Source organism: Mesorhizobium sp. M1329, from assembly GCF_040318035.1.
GTDB lineage: Bacteria > Pseudomonadota > Alphaproteobacteria > Rhizobiales > Rhizobiaceae > Mesorhizobium.
Genome location: NZ_JAMYLN010000025.1, coordinates 1 through 17,471, shown reverse-complemented (window position 1 = coordinate 17,471; position 17,471 = coordinate 1). Strand labels below are relative to the sequence as shown.

The following is a 17,471-nucleotide window of genomic DNA, read 5'->3' as shown; positions in this document are numbered from 1 at the left end:
GGCACAACATGCTTGTGAAGGCAGAGTGCAGTTTGGCGTCGATCCCCTAAAGCTGAAGTTCGATTGCAGCCGCTGCAAGCCGACGGTGAAGATCACGCTGCTCGACGAGGTGCATTCAGCGCTTGATCGGTCCGACCGCGCCCAACAGGCGGCGGGCTTTGGCGTTTCCTCGTGGCTAAACGCTTCGCTGCTAGGCCTCGACGACAATCCGGGGCTTCTTGGGAACTAAGGGTCCGCCTGCCAACTCCAGCAATGGCCGGCGGACCCTATCAGCGCATGAAGGGACTTTTTACGCGCCGAATCTCCTCCGGAGATGACGCTACCAACAAGCAATGGCTACGGTTGTTCCCGCCGCGTCCTGTGCACGGACCATTGCGCAGGCGGGTCAGACTTAAGTCTTACGGTCTAGTCGTTTAACCCCCGTCGAGGAACATTCGTTGGTTGGCCCGCGTTGAGGTGGGCTTGGCGGGATGAAGCTGCGTCCAAGCAAAATCTCAACAAGGAGACGGCTAATGAGAATGCATCTTTCCACCGCAGCTGCGGGATTTCTGTTGTTGGCCGGCATTGGTGCTGCTGCCGCCCAGGATGTGATCATCGAACCGCAGCAGGAAACCGTCATCAAGGAATACGTGAAGAAGCAGCCGCTCGCTTCGGTGAAAATTCCTGGAGTGGAGCTCAATATCGGCTCGCCTCTGCCGGATACAGTCGAGCTTCATGAAGTGCCGAACGTCAAATACCGTTATGTGGTGGTCGACAACCGGACCGTTCTGGTGGATCCGAGCACGCGCAAGATCATCAAGGTCTACGACTGAGCTGATCTTGGGAGCGCTGGCCCGGATAGCAATCGTCAATAGTCCGGGTCAGCCGCTCGAGAGTTTCGATTATCGCCTGCAAACGCCTCGCCTTCATGCACCCGTGGGTCGATAAAGCAAGTGAACGCATCCTCGCTCGGCAGAAACAGGTGAGTTCGATGGCCCCTCGCACGAGTTGGCCGCCGTGCTGCCACCGGATCGATTGTTGAAGAGATCAGGTGTTTTCGTCAATTTGTGCCAGACCGACGAGGGTACCCTCCGGATCTCGGAACTGGCCAATCGTCAGCGGGGTGCCGGGCGAGCGTTCCGGCCCAAGAACTCGTGACCCGCCCAACTGCTCTGCTTTGGCCAGGTATGTCTCGATATCGCTTACGCTGACGTAAATGATGGTGTGTGGATCAAAATTCCTCCCGCCTCCAACACCCCCTGCCACCGGTTGAGCCCCGGGCGGGGCGAGGAAGCCATAGTCGCCTGCGTCGGAAACAAGCGGCGACACCGCTCCGCCGACCTCGAATTCCCATCCGAAGAGTTGCGCGTAAAAGCGCCGCAGATTCGCTGGATTGCGCCCAATTATTTCAAAGTGGATGATCGGTCTGGCCATTGGTCCACCTCTTTAGCGCGCGTAAAACAGCTACCGCTCGACTGTTAGCGGCTGATGCAGCGGCTCGGCGTGGTGAGGCATCTGTCAGAAGTCGTGCGCGTCGAAATTCTGCCCGCACACCGGGCAATGGATGAAATGCTTGGGTTGTCAATCCTGACGCGTTTCATGTGGCCCCATGTGGCGCCCGTCTGGCAATCGTCAAGGCCGGCGTATGCGCATCGTCGGGCGAGCAATGACGATCTGCGTGACCTTGGCGTTTCCTTCTGCGTCACGTTGTCGGTCGCGATCCGCCGCCTGAGGCTGGTGCGAGGTTGCTTGGCGAAAATTGAGCGCCGCGCCGGCGATTGTTGCCCAGACTTTCGCGGCGTCGTTCCACTGAGGTTTGCATTCGACGCGTGCTATATGAGCTGTGGTCAAGCCATTGGCCCCGCGGGCATCCGGCGGGATTTTGTTCGTGACCCAGGAGACACTCGACATGAGTAACGTCGTTACGCTTCATGGTGACAAGCGCTGGAAGGTGGTTCTAGTCTACGCCCACCAGAACGGCCCCATTGCGATTGAGCATTTTCTAGAAGAGATTTCCGAGCTTCATAACGTCATTGAACACGGACCGGACTGGAATACCCTGATCACGTGCACGGTGACAATCAACCGCACGGACGGTGGTGAGGAACAGAACAGCCAGGAAAAGGAGGCGCATCGGTAAAATCGGGAACCGTCTTATCCAGGCTGCCGAGATCGAGCGCGCCAGCCATGTGCGTGTAGAGCCGGCCGCGCATGGTAGTCATCAGCTTGCGAGGCATATCATTGGAGTGTGCGATGCGAGCCCTTATCGACTTGAACTATGCCCAGGTTGAAGCCCTCGACAGTCTTGCCAAACGGGCGCGCCAATCCCGTGCGGCCCTGATCCGAGCAGCAATAGACGATTATCTCGACCGCCATCATCGCGAACAGGTCGAGGATGGCTTCGGCCTGTGGGGTAAGCGCAAGGTTGATGGGCTGGCTCATCAGGAGACAGTGCGCCGCGAATGGTAGGCGCGATTTTCGACACCAACATCCTCATCGACTATCTGAACGCCGTCCCCCAAGACTCGCGAGGAAATCGAGCGGTTCGAAAGCCGTGCAGTCAGGATTATCACCTGGATGGAAGTGAGTGGGCGCAAAAGCCGATCTGGCCGGCGGCCGCTATGCCTCAGACGGACATATTCGTGCCTAGCGGCGGCTCGCCGCTGTACCGGAGCGACTTCGAGGAATGTTACTTCAGCAGTTTGATCAGCACTGTGAAGGCCGCGTCGATGTCGGCGCGAACCGCCGCCCGGACCGCTTCCGCATTGCGGTCTCGCAGCGCTGCAAACATCTGCTGATGGTGCTGGTTGGCGGTCGAATAGTTTCCAGAATCGTGCAGCATGTTGAAATAGGGGCTGATCTGCAGCCACAGGTTCTCGATGATGCTGAGCATGTTTTCCGAGCCCGCGACCCGGTAGATGGAAAAGTGAAACGCGTAATTGGCCCTGAGATAGGATTTGACGTCGCCGGCGGCATTGGCCTGCTCGAGTGCCTCCAGATGCTGGCCCAGCAGCATCACGCCGCGATCGTCAATGCGTTCTGCGGCCCATGCGGCGGCGATCGCCTCGATCTCGAACCTGACGTTCCTGAGATCGATAAGCCGCGCACGGCTTAATGCCGGGATGCCGATCGAACGGCCGGAAACCACCATCAGGGCGTTGGCGGCGCTCAGACGCCGCAGTGCCTCGCGAACCGGCATCGGGCTGACGCCGAAAGCATCGGCGAGGCTCTGCACCGTTACCATCTCACCTGGAACGATGCTGCCGTCGAGGATCAACTCGGTAACGTGCCGGTAAACCCTGTCCTGCAGGGTTTCCCTGGACAGCGGCGTGATTTCGACGCCTGCCTTCCTGAATGCCGCCCCAGCCATTTCTGCCAACCTTCCCCCATTCGGGCGACGCTCTTGTCACCCCCGGCGCCTGTGCCCGGAATGCAAGGTTCGAATTGCCGCGTCAAGCGCCCGCGTGTCTGGCCTTTTTGCTTCTCGGCTATTTCATCATTGATCTTTGATCAAATCATGATACGGTCAGCCGCATCGAATGACAAGGCGTACGTTTGTATCCTTGGGAGGCATTCGGTCGTCTGAACTGGGAGGAGTTTCGTATGGGTATCGGATCGAAGGCCCGGCGGCTTGCGCTGCTTGCCGGCATGGCTGTTTGCGCTTTTGGGATGTCCGCCGCCGAAGCGGCCGGAAAGCACAAGATATTTCTCAGCATGAGCTTCATCGGCAATGATTGGCAGGCCGAGGCCGCCAACATGGTCAAGGCGATGGCGTCGCACAAGAGCATGGCCGACAAGGTGGACCTCCAGGTCCAGGTCGCGGGGCCGAACGCACAGCGCCAGATCCAGCAGATCAATGCCATGGTCCAGGCCGGCGCTGAAGCCATCGTGATTTTCCCGATCTCGCCGACCGCGCTCAACCAGGTGGTGAAGAACGCCTGCGATAAGGGCGTGAAGGTGTTTGCCTATGATGCCGAGATCACGGAGCCTTGCGCCTACAACGTCCATATCGACCAGGAAGAGGCTGGCCGCGTAACGGCGGAGTGGCTGGTCAAGAAGCTCAATGGCAAGGGCAACATCATCGCGGTGACCGGCGTTCCCGGCACCTCGGTCGATGATCTGCGCACCAAGGCCGCGAAGGAGGTGTTTGCCAAGCATCCCGACATCAAGATCGTCGGCGAGGCTGTCGGCATGTGGAGCCAGGCGGTGGCCCGTACCGAACTTTCCAAGATATTGGCGACGCGCAGTTGGGACGACATCAACGGGCTTTGGATGCAGGTCGGCTGCTTCACCGCCAATTCCATGCAGCTCGAGGCTGGCAAGAAGACCAGCGAACTCCTGCCTTGCGCCGGCGAGGGTTCCAATGGCGGGCGTATCCAGATGCTGCCGGAGGGCACGGAGGTCGAGGGCGCGACGTCTCCCTATGCGCCGCTCGGCGCCTCGCGCATTTCCTACGCCTCGCCGCCTTATTCCGGGGCACTCGCTCTCAAGCTTGCCGTCGAGGCGCTTGAAGGCAAGGACGTTGCCAAGAAAACGATCCTGCCGCTGCCTGTCGTCACCAACGAGACGATAAAGCTTTGCGACGAAGGCACCTGGGCGGAGATGAAGGCTGGTTGCAACGCGTTCAAACCATCGCTGGTCTCGAACCCAGGCTGGTTCGCCTCGATCTTCTCCGATCAGACACCCGAAATCGGTCTCGCGGCCGCCCTTGTAGGCCAGCCCGAGCAGTAGGCCCTCCGAAGTGGCGTGGGGTGCTTTCGAAGCACTCCACACACGCGCCTTCATGCAGGCCGGGACTGGGATCATGATGTCAGCGCATTCGACAGCTGTCGGCATAGAGGGCGTCCGCAAGGCGTTTGGCGCGACAGTCGCCCTCGATGACGTATCCTTCGAGATCGCTTCCGGCAGCGTGCATGCCTTGCTTGGCGAGAACGGTGCGGGCAAGTCTACGCTTGTCAAGCTGCTGTCGGGACTGGTTCGGCCCGACGACGGGCAAATCACCGTGTTTGGCGAACCGGCGCCACTCGGTTCGCCGCGCGCCGCGCACGCCAAAGGTGTGCAGACAGCCTTTCAGGAAATGACCCTGGTACGCGACCTCAGCGTTCTGGATAACATGTTGCTGCCATACGCGCCCGTCGGCCCGATCGGCCTGATCAGGCGGTTGAGCGCGCGCAAGGCAGTCCGCAAGCACATCTCCGATCTGGGGTTCACGGTCGATCTCGATGCCGAGGTAGCGACGCTCGATCTCGCCGTCCGCCAGAAGATCGAAATCGCGCGCGCGCTCTATCGCAAGCCGCGCATCCTTCTGCTCGACGAGCCGACTTCGACGCTGTCGGGTGGCGATGTCGAGTGGCTGGGCGCCATCATCGCGCAGTTGAAGGCGGCCGGCACCACGGTCGTGTTCATCACCCATCGCATGCGCGAGGTGCGGGCTTTCTGCGACACGCTGACCATTCTCAGGAACGGCCGCCACATCGTGACCGCGCCGGTTGCCGATGTTTCGGATGGTGAGGTGATCGAAAAGATCATCGGCCGCAGCATCGCCCAGACCTTCCCGCCGAAGCCAGAAACCGAGGCCGCCTTCGGTCCTGCGGTGCTCGGCGTGCGCGAGCTCAAAGCCGGGAGGAAGCTCGACGGCGTCGGTTTCGATCTGCGCAAGGGCGAGATCCTCGGCATTGCCGGGCTCCAAGGTATGGGTCAGCTCGACCTGTTCCTCGCCTGTTTCGGCATGTCCGAGATCGAGCGCGGCCACATCCTGGTCGACGGGCGCCAAGTGTGGCTCGGCTCGCCCGCCGATGCGCTCAAGCCCAACATGGCAATCGGGCTGGTGCCGGAGGACCGCAAGACCGAGGGCCTGTTCCTGAAGCTCTCTGGTCGGCAGAATGCATCGCTGCCGGTCGTCGCACGCTTCACCCGGTTTGGCCTGATCAGAACAGACGAAGAGGCAAAGGCCGTACAGTCCGCCTTCTCGACCGTGGAGGTCGACCGCAGTGCACTATGGACGAGGGCAGGGGCGTTCTCGGGCGGCAACCAGCAGAAGATAGCCATTGCCAAATGGCTCGTCGCCGAAAGCCGGATCCTGCTGCTCTTCGATCCGACCCGCGGCATCGATGTCGGCACCAAGCACGAGCTCTACGTGATGATGCGCGACTATGTGGCGGCCGGCGGCTCGATCCTCCTGCATTCAACCGAAATTCCCGAACTGGTCCATCAATGCGACCGGGTGCTCGTCCTCTATGACGGCCATCTGGTGGCGGAGCTTGTCGGCGGCGAGATCACCGAAGGAGCGATCATGCGGCCGGCGCTTGGCCATGGCGAGTTGGTCCGGGAGGCGGCGGAATGAGTGTGACGAGCTTGGCCGACGCGGCACCGACGGCGGTATTGTCGCGGCTCCTCGCGCGGCATCGCGGCGCAATCGTCGCGGCGATCGTCTTTGCCCTGCTCCTGCTGATCGTCGATCTGGTCAGTGCCGGGCGGCTCACTTATTTCGACATTTCCTTCCTGTCGAGCGGCGGCGCCACTTCGGCACTGGCGGCGATCGGCCAGACCCTGGTCATCCTGTCGGGCGGTTTCGACCTGTCCGCCGGCGCGGCGATCTCTCTGGTCAATGTCGTCCTGGCAAACGGCATGGATCCGATGGCGACCGGCACGAGTGTCGCGTGGTGGACTTTGGCCGGAATTGGGGTCGGCATGCTGGTCGGCGCCTTCAACGGCTTCTTCATTGCCGTCCTGCGCATGCAGCCTATCGTCGTCACGCTGTCGACCATGTTCATCCTGCAGGGAGTAACGCTGCTGGTCATGGACAAGCCGGGCGGCTTCGTCTCGCCCGATCTTGGCGCCTTCTATCTCGGCGATGCTATTGCCGGCTGGTTACCGATGCCGCTGGTGGTCATCGGTGTCGTCCTGCTCGGCTGGTTCTGGCTCAAAGGCACACGCTTCGGGACAGCTCTCTATGCGCTCGGCAGTGATCCGGATGCCGCCGCCGCGGTCGGTGTGCGCGTCGTTCTCGTACGCTTCCTGGTCTATGTCATCGCCGGCGGCTGCTATGGGCTTGCCGGCGTTTTCATCAGCGCCCAGACCGGCAGCGGTGATCCGCTGGTCGGCAACCCGTTGTTGCTGTCGATGTTCGCGGCGGTCGTGGTCGGCGGTACAAGGCTGGGCGGCGGCCAAGGTGGGCCGGTCGGCACCGTCTTCGGCGCCTACATCCTCATGATGGTCGTCAACATCCTGCTCGTGCTCAACGTCTCGGCCTACTATTCGACGATCGCCGAGGGCACGATCCTGATCCTTGCCGTGCTTGCCGGCTCGCTGTCGCATGGCTCCGTGCTTGCCCGCCAACTGCGTGGCCTGCGAGCTCGGCTGGCCGCGTGGCGCGCCGGAATGCTGCCCTCGCAGATCGATCGCACCGACCGGCGGCTGCGAATTGCGCGGGGCAGCGCCGGCGACCAGCAGGCGCCGCAGCCTGCCTTCCATGTCCGTAACGCCGAGACGCTGCGCTATGCGCTGCCGGCCTATGTCTGTCTTGCCATCGTCGTCATCGTCACCCAGATCTGGCTCGGACGGGCAATCATCAATTTCACCTATTGGAACTCGCTTTTCGTGCTGTCGAGCTTCCTTGCCATCCTGGCGCTTGGGCAGGGCAGCGTGATTCTTACCGGCGGGCTTGACCTCTCAGTGCCGTGGACGATCGGGCTGTCGGGAATCCTGCTTGCCGGTATGGTCAACGGGTCGGATGCTGCACTTTCCTATGCGCTACCTGCGGTGCTCGTTGTCGCTTGCCTGATAGGTGTCGCCAACGGCATCGGCATCGTCTTTCTCGGTATCTCCCCGATCGTCATGACGCTGGCCACCAACGGCATTCTGCAAGGTTTCGCTTTGCTCTACTCGCAAGGCACGCCGGCCGGCTTCTCCTCGCCGATGCTGCGCTGGTTCATGACCGGCAAAATATTCGCCATCACCCCGGTGGTGCTGTTCATGATCGCCTTCGTCGTCTTTGCCGTGCTGCTGCTTGGCCGCACCGCTTTCGGCCGCCGCGTCTATGGCATCGGCAACAGCCTGCGCGCAGCCCAGCTCTCCGGCATCGCGGTCGGTCGCACGCTCATCCTCGTCTATGTGCTGTCGGCGGTCTGCGCGGCGCTGGTCGGCATCATGCTGACCGGCTTTTCCGGCCAGGCCAGCCTCGGCATGGGCGACGATTATCTGCTGCCCTCCATCGCCGTCGTCGTGGTCGGCGGTGCGCTGATCACCGGCGGGCGTGGCCACTATCTCGGCATGCTGGGCGGGGTGCTGCTGCTGACCGCATTGCAAATGCTGCTCGCCGGCACGACGCTGCCTTACGCGACGCGGGCGATCCTGTTCGGGCTGGTGGTGCTCGGTGCCGTCATGGCGCTGCGCGAAAGACGGATTTGAGTGAAAGGGATGGAACAATGAGCTCAAGCGCACCGGCATCGGCAGACGAATTCCTGACCGGGCTCAAAGGCCAACGCGTGCTGGTCACGGCGGGCGCCGGCGGTATCGGCTTTGCCATTGCCGAGACACTGTCGCGGCTCGGCGCGCGCGTCGTGATCTGCGATATTTCCGACGAGGCGCTGGCCGCTGCTCCAGAGAGGATGACGCTCGCCGCCGCAATCAAAGCCGACGTTTCGCGCGACGAGGATGTCGACCGGCTGTTCGAGACGGTCAAGCAGAAGCTCGGCGGGCTCGACGCCCTGATCAACAATGCCGGCATTGCCGGCCCGACCGGCGGCGTCGATGAGATCGATCCGGCAGACTGGCGGCGTTGCATAGATATCTGCCTGACCGGCCAGTTCCTGTGCGCGCGGCGTGCCGTGCCGCTGATCAAGTCGGCAGGCGGCGGCTCGATCGTCTCGATGTCTTCGGCCGCCGGCCGACATGGCTACGCGTTCCGAACGCCGTACTCGGCTGCCAAATTCGGCGTTGTCGGCCTGACTCAGAGCCTTGCCAAGGAACTTGGACCGCATGGGATCAGGGTCAATGCCATCTTGCCCGGCATCATCGAAGGGCCGCGCATCGACAAGGTCATTGCCGACCGGGCAAAGCAATTAGGCATTTCAAACGAGGAGATGACGCAACGCTATCTGCAGAACATCTCGCTGCGCCGTATGACCAGCCCATACGATGTCGCGGCGATGGTGGCTTTCCTGCTTTCCGATGCGGGCGTCAACATTTCCGGCCAGTCGCTGGGCGTCGACGGCAACGTCGAGACACTCTGAGGAGGGCGAGCATGGCGAAGGTAGCAATTGTAGGAAGCGGTTTCATCGGGCGGGCGTGGGCGATCAGCTTCGCTCGTGCAGGCCATGATGTGCGCATGTGGGACCAGGCGCCTGCCGCGACCAGCGGTGCGCGCGACTATATCGCCGGCGTGCTCGGCGACCTCGCCGCTAACGATTTGCTGCGGGGACAGGCGGTGGATGCCGTGCTCGGCCGCATCACCATTGCAGCGGAGCTTGGCGAGGCCCTGGCCGATGCCGTCCACGTCCAGGAAAACACACCGGAAAACCTGGAGGTGAAGCGTGACGTGTTCTCCCGGATCGACGCCCTTGCCGGTCCGCAAGCGGTGATCGCCAGTTCCACCTCGGCGCTGTTGCCGTCGAAGTTCACCGATCACCTTCAGGGGCGCCATCGCTGCCTCGTCGTGCACCCGATCAATCCGCCCTATCTCATCCCCGCCGCGGAAGTCGTGCCGGCGCCATGGACCTCCGCCGAAACGTTGGAAAGGACCCGCGCTTTTCTTGTCGAGGCGGGCCACGCGCCGCTGGTGATGAAGCGCGAACTCGACGGCTTCATCATGAATCGCTTGCAGGGCGCGCTGTTGGAGGAGGCGTTCCGGCTCGTCGCCGACGGCTATGCCAGCGTCGAGGACGTCGATACGAGCCTGCGCGACGGGCTGGCGCTGCGCTGGTCGTTCATGGGTCCCTTCGAAACCATCGACCTCAACGCGCCCGGTGGTGTGCGCGACTATGTGGAGCGCTATCAGAGGATCTATTCCAACATCTTCCCGCAGATGCTGCGCCGCGTCGACTGGGCCGGCGAGGTCATGGAGACGATCGAGGCCGAGCGCCGCAAGCGCCTGCCGCAGGAAGAACTCGGCGAACGGCAGGTCTGGCGCGACCGCCGGCTGATGGCGCTGGCGGCGCACAAGAAGAAATCGGATCAGGAGTTTGGACGATGACGGAAACAAGCCGCAAGCACGGCGCTCAGCAAGCCAAGGGCAAGGTCATCATCACCTGTGCGGTGACGGGGGCGATCCATACGCCGACCATGTCGCCCTATCTGCCGATCACGCCGGACCAGATCGCCTCGGAGGCGATTGCGGCGGCCGAGGCTGGCGCGGCGATCCTGCATCTGCATGCCCGCGACCCCGAGACCGGCAAGCCCGACCAGACGCCGGAGGCATTCGCGCGTTTCCTGCCGCGCATCAAGCAAGGCACAAATGCCGCCATCAACATCACCACCGGCGGCAGCCCCTACATGAAGGTGGAGGAGCGTGTGCGCCCCGCCGCCCAGTTCAAGCCGGAAGTCGCCTCGCTCAACATGGGGTCGATCAATTTCGGGCTCTATCACCTCGTCGCCAAATACGAGGCCTTCAAGTTCGACTGGGAAAGGCCGCATCTGGAAGCGACGCGTGACCTGGTATTCCGCAACTCGTTCAAGGACATCGAGTACATACTCGAGACCTGCTACGACAACGGCACGCGCTTCGAGTTCGAGTGCTACGACATCGCCCATCTCTATAACCTCTCCCATTTCGCAGATCGCGGGCTGGTGAAACCGCCGTTCTTCGTGCAGTCCGTATTCGGCCTGCTCGGCGGCATCGGTTCGCACCCCGAAGATGTCGCCCATATGAAGCGCACCGCCGATCGCCTGTTCGGCGAGCATTACCGCTGGTCGGTGCTGGGTGCGGGCGCCAGCCAGTTGCGCATTGCCGCGCAATCGGCAGCGCTTGGCGGCAATATCCGCGTTGGGCTTGAAGACAGTCTTTGGGCCGGCAAGGGCAAGCTTGCCAAGTCAAATGCCGAGCAGGTGGTGCTTGCCCGCAAGATCATAGAAGGACTTGGCATGGAAGTGGCGACGCCCGACGACGCCCGCGAGATCCTGTCATTGAAGGGCGGCGACCAGGTCGCGTTCTAACCGGTTTCTGCAAGGTTCGAACAGAGGAGGACGGCATGAAGATCGAAGTCGTGGTGGACGTGAAGACCACGCTGGGCGAGGGACCGCTGTGGGACGTTGAACAGGAGCGCCTCTACTGGATCGACAGTTTCGACGGGCGTGTGTTTCGCGCGACCGCCGACGGCCGCGAGATCCGTTGCTGGGACGTGCCGATGAAGATCGGTTCGATGGCATTGCGCAAGGACGGCGGTGGCGCGGTGGTGTCGCTGCAGCGCGGTTTCCATCTGCTTGATTTCGCCACCGGCGAGGTGACGCTGATCCACGATCCAGAGCCGGACAGGCCGATGAACCGGCTCAATGATGGCAAGGTCGATCGGCGCGGCCGCTTCTTCGCCGGCTCAATGGACACCATGGAAGAGGGACCCTCCGGCGGGCTCTACCGGCTCGATCCCGATTTCTCCGTCACCAGGATCGATTCCGGCATCATCTGCTCCAACGGCCCGTGCTGGAGTCCCGACGACCGCACCTTCTATTTCTCCGACACCTGGACAGGGGAGATCTGGGCCTACGACTATGATATCGAAACCGGTGCCGCCACCAACCGGCGCACTTTCACGCGCGTCGATACCAGCCGGGGTGGGGCGGCCGACGGCTCGACCGTCGATGCGGAAGGATTCCTCTGGAACGCGCTGGTCTATGACGGCAGGCTGGTGCGTTACGCGCCCGACGGCAGCGTTGATCGCATTATCGACATGCCCGTCAAGAAGATCACCAGCGTCATGTTCGGCGGGCCGAAGCTCGATACCCTGTACGTCACGTCGATGGCCAAGCCGCCGCTGCCGCGTTTTCCGGGCGACGGAGTTTTACGGGGCAGCCTTTTTGCCATCGCCGGCCTCGGCGTAACGGGAGTTCCGGAGCCAAGATTTGCCGCATAATCCGTGTTTACTGGCGATCATCCTCCCCGCCTCTTGGTGCCACCCCAACCTCCTGCCGCAGGGCAACGGCGCTGGAAGCTCGTGCCGTGCGGTTCTGGCGTGGTCGTGTCAGGAGCCCAGAGCACCAATGGCGGCAGCACGGCAGGCGCTGCGCCAGCCATCACCAGTCCCGTGTTGAGGGCATTGGGTTTCCGCCATCAACCGCTTCGTCATCGAGCACAAGCTGCAGTCGTAGCCCTTCGTCTGGACCGACGATCCCGACAAACTTATCAAGCCGCCGCACGCGGGCACCAGGTGCTGGAGTCGATCCACAGCATTGGCTATAGCAGTGTGGCGGTCCGCGAATGTCCACTCTCTGGCAAGCGGCCAATAGGCAAGTTCGACCCCAAACAGACGTTGTCGTCAGTCTTTCGCTAGTCGAGAGCTGCCGAGGGACGTATTGTGCTAGTGCCGCGGGATGCTCTTCGGTCATTGGCTTCATAACGGTCTGGGCTTTCCTCAACCAGCCTTGCCGCCACAGACAGCCTTATTCCTGCTCGTCACAGCAAGGTCCGGCATCGCTTCCAGTTGCGGCTGCCTACAGCAAGTGGAGGTGTTCTGGAGGTGGTTTTGCACAATATCGGTGGCGCACTCGCAGAACGAACTCAGGCGAACGGACGAGGGACTTTGGAAGCTGCCCTGTTTGGCGGGCGACACAATTGCGGAAAGCCCGGAAAGCCCGTATATTCCGGAATAAAGGAGTCTCGCCGATGAGCACCACCGTCACCGCCGCCGCCGTCTCGAAAAATTTTGGCGCCTATCAGGACGCCGCGGTCCGCGACCCGGTCATCATCACAAAGAACGGTCGCCCGCGCACGGTGCTGCTGGCCTATGAGGATTTTGTCCGGCTGTCGAAGCGCGACCGGCGGGTCGATCTGACAGCGGAGCTCGGCTCGGACGAGATCGCCGCGGTCGAAGCCTCTGAAATGGAGCCGCATCTCGACCATCTCAACGACGAGCTCTCTGGGTCAAAACCATCGGGGCGAAACCCCTCGGAGCAAAAGGCCTGACTGCAAAAATGCTACCGGCTGAAATCAAGGTCGGCCACGTCTTCCGTTACTCCTACCTCTGGCATTGGCAACACCGCGAAGGCCGCGAGGAAGGCGACAAGGACCGGCCCTGCCTGGTGCTCGCGCTGGTCGCCATGCAGGAGGACGGCTCGCCGGTCGTCCGGGTCCTGCCGATCACCCATACGCCGCCGTCCGATCCCGATGATGCCATCGAGATTCCGGCTGCGGTCAAGCTGCGTTTGCGCCTTGACGGTGAACGGTCGTGGATCGTTTTGACGGAAAGTAACCGATTCGCCTGGCCGGGGCCTGACATCCGGCCGCTGGAGACGGAGAGCGGCTACTACGGGCCGCTGCCACCGGCGTTGTTTGCAGCAGTCAAGCGCCGGTTTGTCGCCATCGCGACAGGCCAGGCGCATACGAGCACGTCGCGTACCGCGTGACGATGGAAGTGGCATGTCCCTTAGCCTGCTTGAGCGCGGTGAACGTTCAGACGGGGCGATTCTGACGACGCGACTTTGCCAAGCTGGAAGACTTCCGTCGCCTCGCCGCGGCCGCGCAGCCGGTGTTTGCCCGCCGGGATCCTTTCGAACCTTTCGTCGAGCCGCGACGCAGTCTCGCCGGAAATGGCGATTGCGGCGATGGCGCCCGGTTCGAGCTGCTTGCCGAGGTCCTGCAGTCGCTGGCTGACGTTCACGGTGTCGCCGACGATCGTATAGTTCACGCGGTCGGATGCGCCAATGTTGCCGACAATGACAGAGCCCGTGTGGATGCCGATGCGGACATGAAGCGGAGGCCGGCCTTCGCTGGGCGCTTCCATATTGTCCTTCTCCAGCTCCTCGCGGATCGCCGCGGCGGCGCGGACGGCCGCGGCGGCATGGCCCTCCAGCCGATCCGGCGCGCCGAAGAACGCCAGCATGCCGTCGCCCAGGAACTTGTCGACAGTACCGCCATGTGCATCGACCGCGCCGCACAAGATCGCGAAGTGGTGGTTCAGCAGCCTGGCCGCGGCGGCGGCTTCCATCTGCTCCGACAGCGTGGTGAAGCCGGCGATGTCAGTGAACATCACAGTGACAACCGCTTCGCGCGGTTCGGCGATGCCGATCTCTCCGGTGCGCACCAGCTTGGCCACCAGCGAGCGCGGAATATAGGTCGAAAATGCACGCAAACCGATCAGCATGGCATTGAACGCCGAAGCCTGATTGTCCAACTCCAGCACTCTGCTGCGCGGCAGGGGGGCGACACCGTCGAGATCGAAATCGGCGACGCGCGTGGCCTGGCCGGCAATCGCCTGGATCGGGCGCGCCAGGCGCCTGCCGAGAAGAATCGCGACGATGACCGCCACCGCCATCGCGACAAGTCCAAGCATAGCCGATCCTATGACACGCTCGATCTCGTCGCTGATCTGGCTGGTCTCGAAATACGCGCCGAGCGTCCAGGGCTCGTCGCCATAGCCTGCGATCTTGCGGGTGATGGCGATGTAGGTGGTGTCGCCGCTCCACTCTGACGCATTGTCCACGCTTGGGTCGATCTCGGCGATTTCTATGTCGCGGGCGTGTCGCGTATCGAACTCCCGCTCTACCTTGCGCGCGCTATATGCGGCCAATACCGGATCGCCATACGTGGCCAGCGGCGTCAGCGGGAGGACGCCATTCTTCAGAGCGTCGGGATCGGCCAGCCTTTGGTCGGCGACCACGCGATCTTCGCCATCAAGAATGAAGGCATGCGTGCCAAATCGCGATGACAATTTCCGCGTGATGCCGGACAGTTTCTGCAATTCGACCGCCGCGATAACCCAGGCCTGTGTCACGCCATCACGTACCAGCGGCACGGAGACATGTGCGTACAGGCCGAACTCGTTGGCCACGAACGCCCCCCACTGCCGGCCGCCGACCTGTCGGCGTTGCTCGAGGGCGGCGCGGACTTGGGGCGACTTCTCGGGCTCGGCCGGAAAATGCTCGATCGCGCCCGTTGCAACGTTGTTTTCAACGGAGCGCGCGGCTCCGCGGCAGACCAGATCGGGGGTGCAGATTAGGGTCGCCTCGATCCCTGAAGCGGCAGCCAGAGCACCGGCAACAGCTGCGGACATCGCCTTGTCGTCGATCTGGAACTCGCCCTGGGCATACAACTGCGCGATGCCGTCCACCGCGTTCTCGGCGTCTCCCATCTCTGCGCGCAGCGAGTCCTCCATCGCGTCGATGAGGAGTGTCGACTGGGCGCCGAGCAAGTCGAACGTGTTGCGAAAATTGGCACCGACCGACAATGCGAGCACGCCGCCGACCGACAGGAATACGAGACTGCCGAAACTCAACGCCATGATGACTGCAATGGGGATGCGCCGCCGCTTCTTTTCGGGGCGGGCCAGACGCACTGGTTGTGCGGACGTGCTCATGTAGCCAATGTCGCAATGCGCCACCGAATTGCAAGCCTGGTGACGGCTTTAAAGAGAGGCGCGTCCCCAATGCACGAGCCTCCTTACTTCGGCGCCTAACGTATCAACCGAATGTCCACTGGGGAAAATGTTCTCAATTTCTGCTCATGTAACGCGACCGCGAGTTCCAGAGTCGCCGGCTATGTCAGCTTCCAGGCGGTGGCAATGCTGACCGCCACAGCCGAAGCGTGGGCGCGAAGCCGATATCCCGTGTTTCGGAAGTAGGGCGGCAACGGTCAGAACTTCCAGTTCAGGCTATGCGGCCCTGATTTCATAATGTTGACCTACGGGATCGAGGAAATTTACTCTTGACGTAAATCGTCAAAGCGAGGTATTCCTGACGCTATGATTCTAAGCTACCGCGACAAACGGACCGAAGGCTTTGGCAATGGCACGTTCGTCCGGGAGTTTCAGGGATTCGACAGGCAGGCTTGGACGCGCCTTGAAATTCTGGACGCCGCGACCGGCGTCGGGGACTTGCGGGCTTTGCCCAGCCATCGTCTTGAGGCCCTGAGGGGCGACCGGAGCGGCCAATTCAGCATCCGCATCAACATGCAATGGCGGATTTGCTTCGAATGGCCCAAGGACGCTACCGGCCCGTCAAACGTGGAAATAGTCGATTACCATTAGGAGATGACTCATGTCCCGATCTGCCATCCATCCCGGCGAAATTCTCGCCGACGAGCTTCAGGAGCTTGGCGTTTCGCCGACCGAGCTTTCGCGCCTTATCAACGTCCCGCCCAATCGGGTGACGCAGATAATCCATGGTCGGCGCCGCGTCACCGGCGACACCGCCCTTCGGCTTGGTCACTGGTTTGGCAGCAGCGCCCAGTTCTGGCTCAATCTCCAGAGTGCCTATGACATCCGCGTCGCGGAAGAGAAGGCCGGCAGGGAAATCGCCAAGCTGCCGGTGCGGCGTGAAACCGCCGGCCTTAGCACGCCGCAGAACGTGTAGGGCCGCCCGTGACTCTCATCAAATCCAAGAAACGTGTTGCCGATCACGGGGAGGTTTTCACGCCCCCGTGGCCACTCGAAAAATGGTCGATCTCGTCAAAGGCGAGACCGAGCGCATCGACTCCCGCTTCCTGGAGCCCGCGTGCGGAAGCGGAAATTTTCTTGTCCCCATCCTACAAGCTGGCCGCCGTGGGGATGAAATTCGGGAAGTCCGGTTTTGAGAAGCGTCACTACGCGTGCTCACGTTGATGTGTGCCTACGGGATCGAGTTGTCCAGGGTCGGCCCATGCTCACCAGTTGGCCGACCATTCGGCGTTTGAACGCAGCGATGAAAGGATCGTGACGCCAATATTTTCCGCCCCCCAGCCTTTTGAGAAACAGGCAAAACTGGCCGATAAACCGGCAACTCCTCAAGTCGCGAAGGCCCCATCAAAAAAGGTCGTCGAAACGCACGATCTGAAAGGAGACCGTGCTGAACCCTGCCATTGTCGCGATTTGAGGAGCGGTCAGCCAATTGCCGCTTTCCAATACTTCTCTTCTCGCCTCGGCCGCCATCCGCGCTTCTATGTGCATGTGTTGCGGAGGCAGTACCTGAGGGACCAGGGCCTCGATTATCGTGCTTATGGCTTCGCGCTGGCGACTATCAGGATCGTACAGACCAGAGGCGCAATACTGACGAGCGTGTCCGCGAGGCCGCGCACAGCAGGTTCACTTCCATGTTCGTCCGCTACCGCTATGACCAGCTCCGCAGTTAGGCGATCAAGTCGGTCACCAAACCCTTTCGGCCTTCCAGCGAGGACGCCAAATCCCGACAGTTCAATAGTCTCATGGATAGGGGCCATGATATCGCGCTCGTGGGGTGAGTGTGACCTTGCCCCTCTGATCTAATCCGGTTTGAAGTTCGTTCTGGCCCATCGAGAGGACCAGGACATGAAACGCAGCCGCTTCTCTGAAGAGCAGATCATCGGAATTTTGAAGGAACACGAGGCCGGGGTA

General features: G+C 61.9%; 18 protein-coding genes. 15 read left to right on the top strand and 3 right to left on the bottom strand.

The window, feature by feature from the left end; all coding sequences use genetic code 11:
- Positions 1–25 precede the first annotated feature (25 nt).
- Together NKH21_RS22990 and NKH21_RS22985 are read left to right on the top strand one after the other, a co-directional pair.
- Complete coding sequence (locus NKH21_RS22990) at positions 26–229, top strand: hypothetical protein (protein WP_352492792.1); 204 nt, start codon at positions 26–28, stop codon at positions 227–229.
- A gap of 283 nt (positions 230–512) precedes the next feature.
- Positions 513–812, top strand: coding sequence for a DUF1236 domain-containing protein (locus tag NKH21_RS22985; RefSeq protein ID WP_352509916.1), 300 nt, complete (start codon positions 513–515; stop codon positions 810–812).
- Positions 813–1,026: 214 nt separating this feature from the next.
- Here NKH21_RS22985 and NKH21_RS22980 read toward each other — a convergent pair whose 3' ends face one another.
- Positions 1,027–1,413: a VOC family protein gene (locus NKH21_RS22980; protein ID WP_352492794.1), complete on the bottom strand. Its 387-nt coding sequence runs from the start codon at positions 1,411–1,413 to the stop codon at positions 1,027–1,029.
- Positions 1,414–1,888: 475 nt separating this feature from the next.
- Here NKH21_RS22980 and NKH21_RS22975 point away from each other — a divergent pair, with 475 nt between their 5' ends.
- Complete coding sequence (locus NKH21_RS22975; protein ID WP_352492795.1) at positions 1,889–2,119, top strand: hypothetical protein; 231 nt, start codon at positions 1,889–1,891, stop codon at positions 2,117–2,119.
- A gap of 113 nt (positions 2,120–2,232) precedes the next feature.
- The gene (locus tag NKH21_RS22970) at positions 2,233–2,448 is read left to right on the top strand and encodes a ribbon-helix-helix domain-containing protein (RefSeq protein WP_352492796.1); all 216 of its coding nucleotides are present in this window, start codon (positions 2,233–2,235) and stop codon (positions 2,446–2,448) included.
- 220 nt (positions 2,449–2,668) lie between these two features.
- Here the strand turns inward: NKH21_RS22970 and NKH21_RS22965 are convergent, their stop codons facing one another.
- Positions 2,669–3,349 (bottom strand): GntR family transcriptional regulator, encoded by a 681-nt coding sequence (locus tag NKH21_RS22965; RefSeq protein ID WP_352492797.1) that lies wholly within the window; start codon positions 3,347–3,349, stop codon positions 2,669–2,671.
- A gap of 233 nt (positions 3,350–3,582) precedes the next feature.
- Here NKH21_RS22965 and NKH21_RS22960 point away from each other — a divergent pair, with 233 nt between their 5' ends.
- The 9 genes from NKH21_RS22960 to NKH21_RS22920 all read left to right on the top strand — a co-directional run bounded on the left by NKH21_RS22960 (position 3,583) and on the right by NKH21_RS22920 (position 13,533).
- A complete protein-coding gene (locus NKH21_RS22960; protein WP_352668150.1) occupies positions 3,583–4,710 on the top strand; it encodes a sugar ABC transporter substrate-binding protein in 1,128 nt (375 codons plus the stop codon).
- Between the two features lie 73 nt (positions 4,711–4,783).
- Complete coding sequence (locus tag NKH21_RS22955) at positions 4,784–6,322, top strand: sugar ABC transporter ATP-binding protein (RefSeq protein WP_502903446.1); 1,539 nt, start codon at positions 4,784–4,786, stop codon at positions 6,320–6,322.
- Positions 6,319–8,388, top strand: a complete 2,070-nt coding sequence (locus tag NKH21_RS22950) for an ABC transporter permease (RefSeq protein WP_352668153.1) — start codon at positions 6,319–6,321, stop codon at positions 8,386–8,388. Before NKH21_RS22955 ends, NKH21_RS22950 begins: the two co-directional genes overlap by 4 nt.
- 17 nt (positions 8,389–8,405) lie before the next feature.
- Positions 8,406–9,212, top strand: coding sequence for an SDR family oxidoreductase (locus NKH21_RS22945; protein WP_352867718.1), 807 nt, complete (start codon positions 8,406–8,408; stop codon positions 9,210–9,212).
- 11 nt (positions 9,213–9,223) lie between these two features.
- Positions 9,224–10,171, top strand: a complete 948-nt coding sequence (locus tag NKH21_RS22940; protein WP_352867716.1) for a 3-hydroxyacyl-CoA dehydrogenase — start codon at positions 9,224–9,226, stop codon at positions 10,169–10,171.
- Positions 10,168–11,130 (top strand): 3,5-dioxohexanoate:acetyl-CoA acetone transferase, encoded by a 963-nt coding sequence (gene kce, locus NKH21_RS22935; RefSeq protein ID WP_352567229.1) that lies wholly within the window; start codon positions 10,168–10,170, stop codon positions 11,128–11,130. The genes NKH21_RS22940 and kce overlap by 4 nt, the downstream gene beginning before the upstream one ends.
- Before the next feature lie 35 nt (positions 11,131–11,165).
- Positions 11,166–12,044, top strand: a complete 879-nt coding sequence (locus NKH21_RS22930) for an SMP-30/gluconolactonase/LRE family protein (RefSeq protein ID WP_352492803.1) — start codon at positions 11,166–11,168, stop codon at positions 12,042–12,044.
- Positions 12,045–12,793: 749 nt separating this feature from the next.
- On the top strand, positions 12,794–13,093 hold the full coding sequence (locus NKH21_RS22925; RefSeq protein ID WP_352492804.1) for a type II toxin-antitoxin system Phd/YefM family antitoxin: 300 nt from the start codon (positions 12,794–12,796) through the stop codon (positions 13,091–13,093).
- 8 nt (positions 13,094–13,101) lie between these two features.
- Positions 13,102–13,533, top strand: a complete 432-nt coding sequence (locus NKH21_RS22920; RefSeq protein ID WP_352492805.1) for a plasmid maintenance toxin (PemK-like) — start codon at positions 13,102–13,104, stop codon at positions 13,531–13,533.
- A gap of 20 nt (positions 13,534–13,553) precedes the next feature.
- Here the strand turns inward: NKH21_RS22920 and NKH21_RS22915 are convergent, their stop codons facing one another.
- Positions 13,554–15,317 carry an adenylate/guanylate cyclase domain-containing protein gene (locus tag NKH21_RS22915; RefSeq protein WP_352492806.1) on the bottom strand — a complete coding sequence of 588 codons (1,764 nt, stop codon included), beginning with the start codon at positions 15,315–15,317 and terminating at the stop codon, positions 13,554–13,556.
- Positions 15,318–15,866: 549 nt separating this feature from the next.
- Here NKH21_RS22915 and NKH21_RS22910 point away from each other — a divergent pair.
- Both NKH21_RS22910 and NKH21_RS22905 read left to right on the top strand, forming a co-directional pair.
- Entirely contained in the window at positions 15,867–16,151 is a 285-nt protein-coding gene (locus tag NKH21_RS22910) for a type II toxin-antitoxin system RelE/ParE family toxin (RefSeq protein WP_352567233.1), read from the top strand.
- A gap of 10 nt (positions 16,152–16,161) precedes the next feature.
- Entirely contained in the window at positions 16,162–16,476 is a 315-nt protein-coding gene (locus NKH21_RS22905) for a HigA family addiction module antitoxin (RefSeq protein ID WP_352567235.1), read from the top strand.
- Positions 16,477–17,471 lie beyond the last annotated feature (995 nt).

Excerpts from the sequence above, each read along its gene's own strand:
- NKH21_RS22985 (WP_352509916.1), top strand. The coding sequence starts at position 513 with ATGAGAATGCATCTTTCCACCGCAGCTGCGGGATTTCTGTTGTTGGCC.
- NKH21_RS22980 (WP_352492794.1), bottom strand. The coding sequence starts at position 1,413 with ATGGCCAGACCGATCATCCACTTTGAAATAATTGGGCGCAATCCAGCG.
- NKH21_RS22975 (WP_352492795.1), top strand. The coding sequence starts at position 1,889 with ATGAGTAACGTCGTTACGCTTCATGGTGACAAGCGCTGGAAGGTGGTT.
- NKH21_RS22970 (WP_352492796.1), top strand. The coding sequence starts at position 2,233 with ATGCGAGCCCTTATCGACTTGAACTATGCCCAGGTTGAAGCCCTCGAC.
- NKH21_RS22965 (WP_352492797.1), bottom strand. The coding sequence starts at position 3,349 with ATGGCTGGGGCGGCATTCAGGAAGGCAGGCGTCGAAATCACGCCGCTG.
- NKH21_RS22960 (WP_352668150.1), top strand. The coding sequence starts at position 3,583 with ATGGGTATCGGATCGAAGGCCCGGCGGCTTGCGCTGCTTGCCGGCATG.
- NKH21_RS22955 (WP_502903446.1), top strand. The coding sequence starts at position 4,784 with ATGATGTCAGCGCATTCGACAGCTGTCGGCATAGAGGGCGTCCGCAAG.
- NKH21_RS22950 (WP_352668153.1), top strand. The coding sequence starts at position 6,319 with ATGAGTGTGACGAGCTTGGCCGACGCGGCACCGACGGCGGTATTGTCG.
- NKH21_RS22945 (WP_352867718.1), top strand. The coding sequence starts at position 8,406 with ATGAGCTCAAGCGCACCGGCATCGGCAGACGAATTCCTGACCGGGCTC.
- NKH21_RS22940 (WP_352867716.1), top strand. The coding sequence starts at position 9,224 with ATGGCGAAGGTAGCAATTGTAGGAAGCGGTTTCATCGGGCGGGCGTGG.
- kce (WP_352567229.1), top strand. The coding sequence starts at position 10,168 with ATGACGGAAACAAGCCGCAAGCACGGCGCTCAGCAAGCCAAGGGCAAG.
- NKH21_RS22930 (WP_352492803.1), top strand. The coding sequence starts at position 11,166 with ATGAAGATCGAAGTCGTGGTGGACGTGAAGACCACGCTGGGCGAGGGA.
- NKH21_RS22925 (WP_352492804.1), top strand. The coding sequence starts at position 12,794 with ATGAGCACCACCGTCACCGCCGCCGCCGTCTCGAAAAATTTTGGCGCC.
- NKH21_RS22920 (WP_352492805.1), top strand. The coding sequence starts at position 13,102 with ATGCTACCGGCTGAAATCAAGGTCGGCCACGTCTTCCGTTACTCCTAC.
- NKH21_RS22910 (WP_352567233.1), top strand. The coding sequence starts at position 15,867 with ATGATTCTAAGCTACCGCGACAAACGGACCGAAGGCTTTGGCAATGGC.
- NKH21_RS22905 (WP_352567235.1), top strand. The coding sequence starts at position 16,162 with ATGTCCCGATCTGCCATCCATCCCGGCGAAATTCTCGCCGACGAGCTT.